Below are 12,236 nucleotides of genomic sequence, written 5' to 3'. Positions count from 1 at the left end.
GCCGGTGCGGTCGGCGGACGGTTCAGCGGACGAAGAAGTCCTGGTTGGTGCCGGGTGCGTTCTTGCACTGCCACTGGTCGAGTTGCTGGCCCGCGGTGCTCCCGGCGCCGTAGACGTCCAGGCACAGACCGCTGTTGCGGTTCTGGAAGGCGTAGGAGCCGTCGGGCTGGCGCACGGGCAGCCAGAGTCCGTTGGCCGCTGTGCCGGGGGGCTGTTGGACGATGTCCGGGGTGCCGGCCGTCGTGGAACTGCCGGCGACCGCCACGTCCTGGCCGGAGTTCTGGGCGCGCAGTTCGCCGTAGCCGCCCGAGGCCGGCACGAACTGGAACTGCTGGTTGCTCTGCCCGTTGCAGGTCCACTGGTCGATCGCGGCGCCCGCACTGCTTGAAGCGCCGTACACGTCGAGGCACAAGTTGTTGTTGGCGACGACGAGTTGGTGGTAGCCGGCCGGGAAGGTCTCGGCGCCGGAGGAGGCTGGGGTGAGATAGACGGCGAACGCGTCGTGCGTCCCCTGGAACGTCAACGGCACGGTGATAGAGCCGCCCGAGGCACTCAGGTTCTGGTCATACACGGTCTGTGGCGCGGCGAGCGGTGCCTGGTCCGGGATGCGGTGCACGGTGACGTGCACGCTGCCGGCGTTGGTCAGCCAGGGTACGGACGACAGTCCGTTGAAGGTCACGGACGCGGTACCGGAGTTGCCGTTCGCGTCGCCGATGATCGCCACCGCACGCGTGTTGGCGGGGTCCTCGGAGGCCGAGATCGCCGTCGAGCCGACCTGGCCGGAGGTGTCGACGAGGGTGCCGGTCATGTCGGCGTAGTCGCGAAGCGCCCACCAGTTGCCGGTCGGCTGCCAGGTGCCGCCGCTCTGGGTGAGGACTCCCGTCAGGTTGGGGGTGACGCAGCAGACCCAGTTGCCGCGCATCGCGTTGGTGTATCCGGACTGCGCGAACCGCGCCAGGTACCAGGCCGTCACCCCGGCGGTCTGCCGGTCGGCGGGCTGGTACTCGTTCGCGGACAGCGGCAGCGGGCCGATGCCCGCCGTGGTCAGGGCACTGTTGAGGGACTGGGAGACGGTGACCGGGTCGTCGACATCCCCTTCGTCGTGGTTGGTGATCATGTCGGGTATCGTCCCGGCCGCCTTCACGTGCGCGAGCCAGGTCCGCCATTCACCCGGGTTGCTCTGCGGGGTGAAGGCGAGCGACGGCCCGACGATCTGCGCCGAGGGGGCGATGCGCCGGATCTCCCGGTAGGCGGTGTCCCACATCTGGAAGTACTGGACGCTGTTCACACCCCGGGTCCAGAAGGCGGAGATGTCCGGCTCGTTCCAGATGTCGTAGGCGAACTTCAGCCCCGAGGCCTGGAGCGCTCCCACCGTGGAGTCGATGAAGCTGATCCAGTTGGAGCAGTTGCCGTTGTCGCAGGGATACATGGTGTTCGACGGCTGCCCGCCGTTGGCGCCGTAGATGTCGCTGACCAGTACCTGGTACTGCGCGTGGTAGGGCGGCTGGGTGAGCCGTTTCGCCTGCGCGACGATCGAGTCGAGGTCGGCCCGAGTGGCCGATCCGTACTGGTAGTTGTCCCTGATCCAGCCGCCGGAGAACCAGCCGCCGCCGCGGAACGCGTTGATCCCCAGCGGCTTGATGAACTGGTCCGCCGGCTGGCTGCCGTCCTGCGTGAAACCGTAGAGGAACCCCTCACCCACGCCGGTCGACGGGCCCCGCGTCGACGCCAGGTTCACGCTCAGCGCCTCGCCCGAGACGGCCCGGCTCTCGGCTGTCCCGGACAGCTGCAGCACGAACGCCAAGACGATGCCGACGGCCAGTACCAGACGGCCGGGTCTCGCTCTCGTCCTCATTCGGTCCTCCTGCGTCACGTGTCACGGGGTCAGTTCAGTGACCACTGCTGGTTGGATCCGCCGTTGCAGGTCCACAGTTCGGCGGGGGTGCCGTTGGCGGTGGCAGCGCCTGTCACGTCCAGGCACAGGCCGGACTGGGCGCTGGTGACGGTGCCGTTGGCGTTGACGTTCCACTGCTGGTTGGCCTGGCCGTTGCAGGTCCAGGTGATGACCTTGGTGCCGGGGCTGGTGCCCTGGTCGGAGGCGTCCAGGCACAGCCGGCTGCCACCGGAGTACACGGCGAGCTCGCGGGAGTCGGTCCGGGACCAGGTCTGTTGCGCCGCTCCGGTGCAGTCCCGGATCTGCGTCTGCGTACCCGGGGTCGTGGACGCGCCCGGCACCTCCAGGCACTTGCCCGCACCGATCGCGTGCAGCGCGGTCGACGTACCGCCACCGCCCCCCGCGCCGTAGCCGGCCGCGGTGATGGCGGCCTGGACGGCGTTCTCGGTGGCGTCGGAGGGATATCCCGCCGTGATCGCGCCCTCGAAGAACTCGCCCACGCCGTTGGGGCTGTTGTCGCCCCCAGTGCCGAGCAGGACCGAACTGTCGACCTTCATCGGTGAGTAGCCGTTCGGCAAAGGGCCGGAGAAGGTGGTGGTCAGGCCGCCGCTCGCGCCGTTGCCGTATTTGAGAGTGAAGTTGCTGGTGCCGTTGTTCTTCAGCCACGCGCTGACGAACGGGTAGTGCACGCCCTGGTTGTTCGGGTCCTTGTTGGAGCCGGTGTTGGTGTGGAACATGCCGTTCTCCAGGTCGGCCTCGACCCACGGGCCGGTGCCGGTGCAGCCGCCGAACCAGCAGGCGGTGCCCCAGTAGATGGCGTTCATGGTGGCGTTGCCGGTGTCGGTGTGGGAGTTCTCACCGCTGCCGTAGTCGAAACAGCACCACTGGCTCGTGTAGTCCGACGAGGTCACCATGTAGATGCCTTCGGGCTGGGCCCCGGTGGGCACACCGCTCGCGTGGTCGAGCCGGTAGCCGACGCCGGGGGTGACCTTGACACCGAAGACCTGGTGGCCGGCCGCGGTCACCGGCAGGGCCATGGCGTCCGCGCCGACGTCGGACCCGCCCGGCCCGGGCCCCTTCCAGTAGCCACCCCACGAGATCGGCATGTCGTTGTGCCGGGCGCTCTGGTCGTAGATCTTCGTGATCGTGCACGACGTGCCCGCGCAGAACGACACCTGGGAGGCGCCGTCCGCGTATCCGCCCGCACTGAGCAGCCCGATGTCGCGGTAGCTGTGGTCGGAGGTCCGCTGAATCCGGTACAGCGGGCCGTTGTACGCGGCGAAGAGCGCCCTGGTCGTGGCGTGTGCCGTCACACACGGCGTACCGCCCGCGGCGTACAGGTCGCACGGGAGCGACGCGTCCGCCACGCTGTGGGCCGCCGGACGGGCGACGGCCGCCGTACCGGCCCGCGGGGATGTGGCGAACGCCGGTGCGCCGAACGCGGCCACGGCCATCGCCAGGGCGACAAGGAGCACGGCTTTCCATCGCCTGCTTCGGCGATCACCGGCTGGTTCGAGCATGGAGACCTCCTCCGGGCTTCGAATGCGGAGTCATCCCAACGTCCACCGCTGGCTGTTGCCGCCGTTGCAGGTCCGCAACTCGGCGAGGGTTCCGTCGGCGGTGGCTCCTCCGGCGACATCCAGGCACAGGCCCGACTGGACGCCGGTGATCGTGCCGTTGGCGTTCAGCGTCCACTGCTGGTTGCTCTGGCCGTTGCACGACCAGATCTCCACCTTCGTGCCCGGAGTGGTCTGGTTGTTGTAGGCGTCGAGGCACATCTGGTCGCTGCCGGAGTAGACGGTGAACTGGTCGGACGCGGAGTGCGTCCATGTCTGGTTGGCGCCGCCGTTGCAGCTCCAGATCTCCACCTGGGTGCCGGCGGTCCTGGTCGCGTTGGGTACGTCCAGGCACTTGCCCGCTCCCACCGCGTGCACCGCGCCGGTCACGCCGGTGCCGCCGCCGCTGGTGCCACCCGCGACCCGGTACATCACGGTGCCGTGCGCCGGGACCGAGGCGCTGATCGTGCCCGAGGTGGTGGAGGACGCCCCCGACCACAGGTCGGTCAGGGTGTAGGCGGACGCCCCGGTCTTGCCGATCGCGGCCGCGGTCGTGGAGATGGTCGCTGTCGAGCCCGTCTCGTTGAACAGCGCCACCGACACGTCCCCGTTGGCCAAGGGCTTGGCCAGCACGTCCCGGCCGCCCGAGGAGGAGACCATGGTGCCCTGCTTGCCGAGGGGGTCCTGGTCGACCGCGATCACCCGGGAGTTGGTCAGTGTGGACAGGGTCTCGGCACTGGCCGAGGGGATGTTGGTGCCCGCGATCAGCGGTGCGGCCATCTCCGCCCACAGGCTGAACTCGCTGCGGCTCTCGGTGGCCGTCATCGAGCCGTTGCCGACCTCCAGCATGTCCGGGTCGTTCCAGTGGCCGGGGCCCGCGTAGGAGGCGAGTCCCACGTTGCTGTGGAAGATGGACAGCATGCTGGCGAAGTTGGCGCTGATGTCCCCGGTGGTGCGCCAGCTGTTGCCCACGCCCGCGCCCCAGGTCCACACGTTGTCCTGGCCCCAGTTGCACAGGCTGTACAGGATCGGCCTGCCCGTGGCCGCCAGCGCGTCCCGCATCGCGGTGTACCGGCTCTGCGCGGACACCCCGTTGTTGTTGCAGTTGTCGTACTTCAGGTAGTCCACGCCCCACGACGCGAACGACTGGGCGTCCGTGCTCTCGTGCCCCAGGCTGCCCGGATACCCGGCGCAGGTCGCGGTGCCCGCGTCCTCGTAGATCCCCAGTTTCAGCCCCAGGGAGTGCACGTAGTCGGCGGTGCCCTTGATGCCGTCGGGGAACTTGGCCGGGTCCGGCACCAGACGGCCGCCGGAATCGCGGTTGTGGGTCATCCAGCAGTCGTCGATGTTGACGTAGGAGTAGCCCGCTGCCTGCATGCCGTTGGTGTGCATCGCCTGCGCGGTGGACTTGATCAGCGACTCGGAGACGTTGCAGCCGTACGCGTTCCAGTCGTTGAAGCCCATCTGCGGGGTCAGTGCCAGCCCGTTGCCCAGCGCGGCGGCGGGCTGCGCCGTGCCGAGACAGACGAGGGGTACGCCCATGCAGAACAGCGCGATGGAGAACGCGACCGCCAATATTCGGGTGATCATGCGCATGTCATTACCTCCTGGGCCGGGTTGCGGCAGAACTCACCGTGGGACAGAAGGACTCAGCGGTATCCGGCCGCGGTGATGTTGGCCTGCACCGCATTGTCGGTCGCGTCGGAGGGGTAGCCGGCAACGATGGCGCCCTCGTAGAAGGTGCCGGCGCTCAGGTTGGCGCCACCACCGGGCTTGCAGCAGTCACCGCCGCTGCCGAGGACGATGGCACCCTGCTTCTTCATCGGGCTGTATCCGCCGGGAAGTCCGCCGTCCCACAGGGTGGTCAGGCTGCCGGACTGCGCGTTGCCGCCCTTGAGGGCGAACCTCGACGTCCCGTTGTTCTTCAGCATCGCGGTGACGAACTTGACGGGGAAGGCGCGCTGGTTGGTGTTCCAGGACTGGCTGCCCCCGGAGTACAGGCCCCATTCGAGGTCGGCCTGGACCCAGGGACCGCCGCCCGAGCAGCCGCCGAACCAGCACTGGGTGCCGAAGTTGATCGCATCCATCGCCCCGGCCGCGTCGGCCTTCCGGGTCGTCTCGCTGTTGCCGTAGTCGAAGCAGCAGCCGCTGTTGACGTGGGTGCCGCTGGTCACCATGTACGCCCCTTCGGGCGCGCTGCCGGTCGGCACGCCCGTCAGATGACCGTCCCGCCAGTAGCTGTTCCCGGGATTGATGTACAGCGAGTACGCCTTGGTGCCCCCGGCGGTCAGCGACTCCGAGGTCGCTTTCGCGGGACTGCTCTGACTCGATCCCGGGACCTGGGCCGATCCCTGGTACCACAGGTCGTTGCCGCGTCCGGACTGGTCGTAGACGACCGAGATCACACAGGAGGTGCCAGCGCAGAACGAATCCTGCGCCGCCGCGTCGGCGAAGCCGCCGGCCGCCCGCACACCGATGTTCCTGGTCGTGTTGTCCGAGGCGCGCCTGACCTGGTAAAGGCTGCCGCTGTACGACCCGTAGAGCGCCCGCACGGTGCTGTGCCCGGCCACGCACGGAGTGCCGCCCGCGGAGTAGAGGTCGCACGGGCCCGACCCGCCGGGCGCGGGCGGAGGTGTCGACGTGGTCCACTTCTGGTTGCTCTGACCGTTGCAGGTCCACAGGATGACCGCGGTGCCGTTGGCCGTGCCCGCCCCGTTGACGTCCAGGCACAGGCCGGACTGGAGACCGGTGACCGACCCGTCGGAGTTCTGTCGCCACGCCTGGTTCGACTGCCCGTTGCACGACCAGATGATCACCGGGGTGCCCGGCGCGGTCCGGTTGTCGTAGGCGTCCACGCAGCGGGTGCCGATCGTCGTCCTCAGCTCGCCCGCCGAGGTGAACTCGAACGCCTGGTTCGGCTGGTTGTCACAGTCCTGGATGTCCAGCGCCGTTCCCGGCGTGTCGACATTGCCCTTGACGTCCAGACACCGTCCCGACGCCGAACTCACCAAGGGCGCCGGTGTCGATGCCGGGGCGGATGCCGGTGCCGACCACGTCTGTGCGGTCGCCGACATCATGGCCAGCAGCGCCATCACGATGACGACGGCGAACGCCGGTATGCGTGGTCTGCGGGCCGTGGGACTCCGACGGGAAGAGAGTGAAGGCCGCATTCTGTTCCTCTGGGATGTGGGGGAAGGTGACAGAGAGCGCTGCGCCTGGCCGAACGGGATGGTGGCGGGGGCAATCGAGAGCACCCACAGGAAGCACTCAGACATCCCATGTCATAGTGATTCCACAGGTCCATCACCGAGTCAATACGCTCGACACTCCCAATCGGACGCCCATTCATCCCATGTATCGTCCCTGGTCAGTCCGTTATGAGGGCATGCCGGAACCCGCGTCCGGCGACGGCCGCCGTACCGGACGCGGGGTGTTCGTTCCGGGTCACCTCACCTGAAGTTCCAGTGCTGGTTGGCGCCGCCGTTGGAGTCCCAGATCTGGACCGGGGCCCCGTTGCCGGTCTGCCCGCTGGGGATCTCCAGCGCCCGGCCGGAAGCGACGTTGGTCAGGGTGTACGAACCGTCGCCGTTCACGCTCGCCCGCCAGTGCTGGTTCGCACCGCCGTTGGCGTCCCAGATCGCCATCCGGGTGCCGTTGCCCGTCTGGCCGCCCGGCTCGTCCAGGACCCGCCCACTGGCGATGTTCGTCAGGGTGTAGGAACCGTCGCTGTTCTGGCTCGCCCGCCACTGCTGGTTCGCAGCACTGCCGTTGGCGTCCCAGACCTGCACGGGCGTGCCGTTCGCCGTCTGTCCGGACGGCACGTCCAGCACCCGGCCCGCGGCCACGTCGGTCAGCGAGTACACCGTGCCGGAGACGATGCCTCCGCCTGGATTCCCCGTACCTCCGCCGAGCGCGGAAAGGGCCGCGTCGTAGGCAGGCTTCTTGTTGCCGTTGTTGTCGAACAGCAGCGGGTTCTCCCCCGTCCGCCACGAGTCGCTGTCCCTGATCCCCCACACCGTGATGCCGGTGCAGCGGGCGACGTTCATGCACGCCCGGACCGTGTTCCCGTACGCGGTCGCCGAGGCCTGGGCGATGTCGAGTTCGGTGATCTGAACGTCGACGCCGAGGGCGGCGAAGTTGGACAGGGTGGTCTGGAAGCTCGACGGCGGGCCGCCCGCGCCGAAGTGGCTCTGGAGGCCGACGCAGTCGATGGGCACACCGCGCGCCTTGAAGTCCCTGACCATGTTGTAGACACCCTGGGTCTTGGCGTCGGTCCAGTTCTCGATGTTGTAGTCGTTGTAGCAGAGCTTGGCGGAGGGGTCGGCGGCCCGGGCGGTGCGGAACGCCTCCTCGATGAAGCCGTTGCCGAGCACGTTCTGGAAGACCGAGCTGCGGTGCTGACCGCTGCCGCCGTCGGCGAACGCCTCGTTGACCACGTCCCAGGCGTAGATCTTGCCCTTGAAGTGGTTCATCTCGGTGGTGATGTGGTTGTTCATCACGCTGCGCAGGGTGTTGGCGTCACCGATGGAGCTGACCCAGCCGGGCAACTGCGAGTGCCACACCAGGGTGTGGCCGCGCATCCGCTGCCCGTGCGCGGTGGCATGGCTGACGATCTGGTCGGCCGGGCCGAAGTTGAAGTTGCCGCGGGACGGTTCGGTGGTGTCCCACTTCATCTCGTTCTCCGGGGTGATCATGTTGAATTCCCGGTCGAGGATCGTGGAGTACGTCGAGTTGCCGAGTTTTCCGGCAGCCACGGCCGTACCGAAATAGCGGCCGCTGTCAGCGGCGGCCGCGCCCAGCGTGCCGGAAGCCGCGTGCGCCGCGAGGCCTGCCGGTCCGGTCAGGGCCAGTGCCGTGCCGGCCAACAGGCCGGTGGCCGAGACCAAGGCCCTGCGGAGCAGAGGTTCGTCGTTGAGCCAGGACATGAAGGATCAACCTCCTTGTGCGGATGCGTGAGAGGGGCGGACACCGGCCACGGGCCGGTGCCGCGCTGGAGTGGTGTCACGGGTTCAGGACACGGGCAGAGCGGTCCACTGCTGGTGGGCTCCGCCGTTGCAGTCCCACAGGACCAGTTGCGTACCGTCGGTGGTGGACGCGTTGGGGTCGTCGAGGCAACGGCCGGAGACCGGGTTGCGGTAGCCGCCGTTGTACGTCTGCCATTGCTGGTTGGTGCCGCCGTTGCAGTCCCAGATCTCGATCTTGGTGCCGTTGGCGGTACCGCGACCGGTGACGTCGAGGCACTTCCCGAGCGCCCTCAGGGTGCCATCGGAGCGTGCGGACCACGTCTGCGCGGCGGAGCCGTCGCAGGACCGGATCTCCGCGGCGGTCCCGTTGGCGCTGTTGCCGCCGTTGACCCCCAGGCACTTCCCCGCGATCCCGGAGCGCACCTGCCCGGCCGCGGAATCCGGCGGCTTGATCCAGCCTGCCGCGTCCGCGGCCTGGATCCCCCCGTTGAAGGCGTCCGCCATCTTGGCGAAGCCGCTGTCGTTGGGGTGCAGGGCGTCGGACAGGTCCGCGGCGGTCAGGGCGCTCATGTCCACCAGACGTACGTGCTTGCCGGCCGACTGCTCGGCCTGGACGATCCCGGGCAACTTGGCGTTGAAAGCGGGCCGGTTGGCCTCCTCGGTGCCGCTGGTGGAGATGATCACGGTGCCGACGAGCACGGTCGCGTCGGGTGTGGCTCTGGTGATCTGGTCGATGAGCGCGTGGAGCCGGTCGGCCGCAGTCGGGATCTGGTAGTTGCCGTTGAGGTCGTTGGTGCCGATCTCCAGGGTGACCACGTTCGGCCGGTAACGGGCCAGCACGGAGTCCGCGATGCCGGCGATCTGGTCGATCCGCCAGCCGGAGTGGCCCTCGTTGTCCGGGTCGGACATGGTGCCGTTGCGCCCCGAGCCGACGAAGTCCAAGGTGTGTCCCTCGGCCGTCAGCTTGTTCGCCAGAAAGCTCCGGTAGCTGTTCCCGGACGGGCTGCCGACGCCCCAGGTGATCGAGTCGCCCAACGGCATCAGCCGCAGGGGCGTGGGCGCGGCGGCCCGGGTGGCGGAGGGCGCCGCCTCGGCGGCGGTGGCCGCGGCAGGCCACGCGGCGCCCATTCCGAGGGTGGCCGCCAGGGCCGCGACCAAAGGTGCCCAGTACTTCTTCATCAGCGTTCCTCACTGGGTGCGGGACAGTGGGTGGGGGTGAACGAACCGCCGGTCCGTGCCGGCCCTTTGGAGGCGCGCGCAGGTCAGCGGGGGGTGAAGTCCTGGTTGGTGCCGGGTGCGTTCTTGCACTGCCACTGGTCGAGTTGTTGGCCCAGGTTGCTGCCGCCGCCGTAGACGTCCAGGCAGAGGCCGCTGTTCTGGTTCCTGAAGGAATACGAACCGTCGGACTGCGGTACCGGCAGCCACAGAGAGCTGGACGCTCCGCCCGCGGCCTGCTGCACGATGTTCGGCGTACCGGCGGTCGTGGAGCCGCCGGCCACCGCCACGACCTGTCCGGAGTGCTGCACGCGCAGTTGCCCGTAGCCGCCCGAGACCGGCACGAACTCGAACTGCTGGTTGCCCTGCCCGTTGCAGGTCCACTGGTCGATCGAGGCGCCCGCGCTGGTGGAGTTGCCGTACACGTCCAGGCACAGACTGTCGCTGCCGATCACCAACTGGTGGTAGCCCGTGGGGAAGCCGCCGCCCGAGGACTGGACGCCCGCCTGCTGGATGACGTCTCTGGCGCCCTGAGCCCAGTTGGTGCCGCTGACCAGGACGTTGCCGGTGAGGACGTTGTTGTGCGGAGGGCCGGTCGCCACATACGTGTTGCCGCCGTTGTACCAGTTGCCGGAGAACGTGCTGTCGTCGGTGTGGTTGTTCGCGTTGGCGTTGGTGAGCGCCCAGTTGCCCGCGTCCTGCACCACGTTGGTGGACACCTTCAGGTACCGGGAGCCCTCGTCCAGGTACAGCGCCGTGGTGCGGTTGTTGTCGTACATGTAGTTGTCGGAGATCACCGAACCGGGAGCCGCGGACAGGCTGTAGATGCTGCCGCCGTCGAACATCGCGTTCTTGGTGTCGAAGACCAGGTTGTGGGAAACGGTGTTGTTCTTCAGCGTCGTGGGGGTGCTGTAGATCGGCTGGTAGTTGTACGTGCCCCGGTTGGCGTAGTCCTGGCTGCCGCCCGGGTCGTTCATCCCCCAGCCCCAGCCGATGTCGATCCCGTCGTAGGGCAGGTGGTCGCACTGGTTGTGGGTGATCGTCGCGTTCGTGACGTAGGTGGACAGGATTCCCGCGGTCTCCTTGTAGTCGGTGCCCACCCCGCTGACCTTGTTGTTGCTGATGGTGATGTTCTGGTTGGTCATCTGCGGGTTGGCGGGGTGGTGGGCGTCCGGCTGGATCCCGCCGACCTGGATGCCGCTGCCGGCGATGTCGGTGAACGTGTTGCCGGTGATGGTGACGGCGTTGGCTCCGAGTCCGGTGCCGGAGGCCGTGGCGACGCCGTCGTTGCCCACGCCCAGTCCCGCCTGCCCGAGTTCGGAGAACGTGTCGCCGGAGAAGGTGATGCCGGTGGCGGCGGAGACCTGGACGGCCGCGGGCATCTGCACCCAGTGGTTCCGCGTGGCCTCGAACTGTGTGCACCCCGACTTGCAGGTGCTGAGCCAGTTGGCGGGCATGGCGTAGGCGCCGGTGATGTGCGCGCCGCTCTGCTGGTCCGCGTATCCGTCGGGTCCGCTCGGGCCGAGCCAGGAGGTCCCGGTGAACCGTATGCCGGTGAATCCCAGGCCGGTCGCGGGTGAGCCGTAGCTGCCGCTGATGCCCAACAGGCTCTGCAGCCGGGGCAGTTCGACGTCGAGGCTGTTCGGGTTCTGCCCCGGCTGGGCGCGGTAGTACAGGTCGCCGGTGGACGAGTCGAGGTACCACTGCCCGGCCTGCTTGAGGAACGCGTAGTTGTTCTCCAGGTACATGGTCCCGCCGGCGAACGGCGCGTTGATGGTGTCGTAGCCCCAGGAGTTGTTGTTCCAGGCGGGCTGCTGCATGGTGATGGTCCTGCCGCTGATCGACTGGACCGGCGCGTAGCGGTCGGTGAAGGAGTTGAGGCTCTCTACTTCCATGTGGCTCTGGTCCGAGAGACCGGCCAGGTAGTCGAGGGAGGAGTCGGTGAAGGTCAGGCCGGTCTGGGTGAAGGTGAAGCCGGAGCGGGGCACCTGGATCGCCGCGCGCGGTGCCTGCTTGCCGTTCACGTACAGCTGACGCGTGTTCACGCCCGTGCCGACGTGGACCGACCAGATGTTGCTGCTCTGATCATGCACCTGCCAACCAGATATCTGCTGAGCGCCGCTCACGACCGGCTGCTGCCCGGACATGGCCTGGTAGGTGATCGTGTGGCCGTTCTGGCCACCGTCGCCGGAGCCGAAGGTCAGCGGCTTGGCCTGCCGGTAGGTGCCACCGGCCAGGTGGACCACGACGTCAGAATCAGCCGAGAGCCGGTGCGCGGGCTGCCGCGCCTGGTCGATCGTCGCGAACGGCTGCTCAGCGGTGCCGTTCCCGCCGGGAGCCGCATCCGGGGCCACGTACAGGTCGGCGGCCGCTGCCTGGCGCTCCGCCGGTACGGCGAACGCGGCCCCGGCCATGGGCAGGCCCCCGGCGAGTAGGGCGAACAGAGCTACGGGGGCGGCCCAGAGGCCGCGGAGCGCTCTGGCTCCGGACATCGTCATCCTCCAGTGGGGGCGGTGGCGCCTGGTGTGGGGCCCAGTGGTTGTTCGGCCGCCAGGGCCGCCGGGGCCGTCTGCATGACCTGCACCCTCCGGGCGGGGCGAGGGCACC

6 protein-coding genes and 1 pseudogene are annotated in these 12,236 nt (G+C 68.5%); all 7 read right to left on the bottom strand.

Annotation, left to right across the window (positions count from 1 at the left end):
• Positions 1 to 22 precede the first annotated feature (22 nt).
• The gene (locus G3I56_RS31650; protein WP_164414986.1) at positions 23 to 1,855 is read right to left on the bottom strand and encodes an RICIN domain-containing protein; all 1,833 of its coding nucleotides are present in this window, start codon (positions 1,853 to 1,855) and stop codon (positions 23 to 25) included.
• Between the two features lie 29 nt (positions 1,856 to 1,884).
• The gene (locus tag G3I56_RS31645; RefSeq protein ID WP_164414984.1) at positions 1,885 to 3,414 is read right to left on the bottom strand and encodes an arabinofuranosidase catalytic domain-containing protein; all 1,530 of its coding nucleotides are present in this window, start codon (positions 3,412 to 3,414) and stop codon (positions 1,885 to 1,887) included.
• Positions 3,415 to 3,444: 30 nt separating this feature from the next.
• On the bottom strand, positions 3,445 to 5,046 hold the full coding sequence (locus G3I56_RS31640) for a glycoside hydrolase family 27 protein (RefSeq protein ID WP_164414982.1): 1,602 nt from the start codon (positions 5,044 to 5,046) through the stop codon (positions 3,445 to 3,447).
• Between the two features lie 53 nt (positions 5,047 to 5,099).
• Positions 5,100 to 6,542 carry an arabinofuranosidase catalytic domain-containing protein gene (locus G3I56_RS31635; RefSeq protein WP_164415023.1) on the bottom strand — a complete coding sequence of 481 codons (1,443 nt, stop codon included), beginning with the start codon at positions 6,540 to 6,542 and terminating at the stop codon, positions 5,100 to 5,102.
• 360 nt (positions 6,543 to 6,902) lie between these two features.
• Positions 6,903 to 8,375 (bottom strand): annotated as a pseudogene (locus tag G3I56_RS31630) (endo-1,4-beta-xylanase); the annotation flags it as partial.
• Between the two features lie 84 nt (positions 8,376 to 8,459).
• A complete protein-coding gene (locus G3I56_RS31625; RefSeq protein ID WP_164414978.1) occupies positions 8,460 to 9,593 on the bottom strand; it encodes an SGNH/GDSL hydrolase family protein in 1,134 nt (377 codons plus the stop codon).
• A gap of 83 nt (positions 9,594 to 9,676) precedes the next feature.
• A complete protein-coding gene (locus tag G3I56_RS31620) occupies positions 9,677 to 12,121 on the bottom strand; it encodes an RICIN domain-containing protein (RefSeq protein ID WP_239135217.1) in 2,445 nt (814 codons plus the stop codon).
• Between the last annotated feature and the right edge of the window lie 115 nt (positions 12,122 to 12,236).

This window comes from Streptomyces sp. SID12488, assembly GCF_010548275.1.
In the GTDB taxonomy this organism is placed as follows: Bacteria; Actinomycetota; Actinomycetes; order Streptomycetales; family Streptomycetaceae; genus Streptomyces.
Note: the sequence above shows the minus strand (reverse complement) of the source record. Positions and strands in the feature narration are given on the sequence as shown.

Bases quoted from the DNA above. Each gene is read 5' to 3' on its own strand.
- G3I56_RS31650 (WP_164414986.1), bottom strand. From the start codon at position 1,855: ATGAGGACGAGAGCGAGACCCGGCCGTCTGGTACTGGCCGTCGGCATC.
- G3I56_RS31645 (WP_164414984.1), bottom strand. From the start codon at position 3,414: ATGCTCGAACCAGCCGGTGATCGCCGAAGCAGGCGATGGAAAGCCGTG.
- G3I56_RS31640 (WP_164414982.1), bottom strand. From the start codon at position 5,046: ATGCGCATGATCACCCGAATATTGGCGGTCGCGTTCTCCATCGCGCTG.
- G3I56_RS31635 (WP_164415023.1), bottom strand. From the start codon at position 6,542: ATGGCGCTGCTGGCCATGATGTCGGCGACCGCACAGACGTGGTCGGCA.
- G3I56_RS31625 (WP_164414978.1), bottom strand. From the start codon at position 9,593: ATGAAGAAGTACTGGGCACCTTTGGTCGCGGCCCTGGCGGCCACCCTC.
- G3I56_RS31620 (WP_239135217.1), bottom strand. From the start codon at position 12,121: ATGTCCGGAGCCAGAGCGCTCCGCGGCCTCTGGGCCGCCCCCGTAGCT.